We start from the raw sequence: 546 nt of genomic DNA on the forward strand, positions 1-546 counted from the left end.
CGCAGATCCGACCGCTGACCAACACGCTCGGCTTCGCGGCGCCGCTCATCGCGGCCGGCCTCGGCGTGGCGCTGGCATTCCGCGTCGGCCTGTTCAACATCGGTGCTCGCGGCCAGATGCTCATCGGTGTGGCCGTCGCCGCACTGCTGACGTTCTCGCTCGACCTGCCGATCTGGTTACACATCCCGGTCACGCTCATCGCCGGCATCGCGGGCGGTGCGCTCTGGGGCGCGATCGCGGGACTCATCAAGGCGCGCACGGGTGCGCACGAGGTGATCCTCACGATCATGCTGAACTACATCGCGTACTACCTGCTGCTGTGGATGATCCGCACCCCGGGTCTGCTGCAGAAGCCGGGGACGAACCAGGCGCTCGGATCGGCGACGCCGGAGAGCGCCCAGTTCCCGACGCTGCTCGGACCGCAGTTCCCGTTGCTCGACCTCGGCTTCGTGATCGTGATCGTGGCGACCCTGTTCGTCTGGTGGCTCATCGAGCGCTCGTCGCTCGGCATGCGCATGCGCGCCGTGGGGGAGAACCCGCACGCCG

1 protein-coding gene is annotated in these 546 nt (G+C 68.3%); it reads left to right on the forward strand.

What is annotated here, in order from left to right; all coding sequences use genetic code 11:
• On the forward strand, window positions 1-546 hold a 546-nt coding region (locus KZA10_RS17305), incomplete at both ends, for an ABC transporter permease (protein ID WP_374196622.1).

The sequence above is a fragment of the Microbacterium sp. BF1 genome, from assembly GCF_019279095.1.
In the GTDB taxonomy this organism is placed as follows: Bacteria; Actinomycetota; Actinomycetes; order Actinomycetales; family Microbacteriaceae; genus Microbacterium; species Microbacterium maritypicum.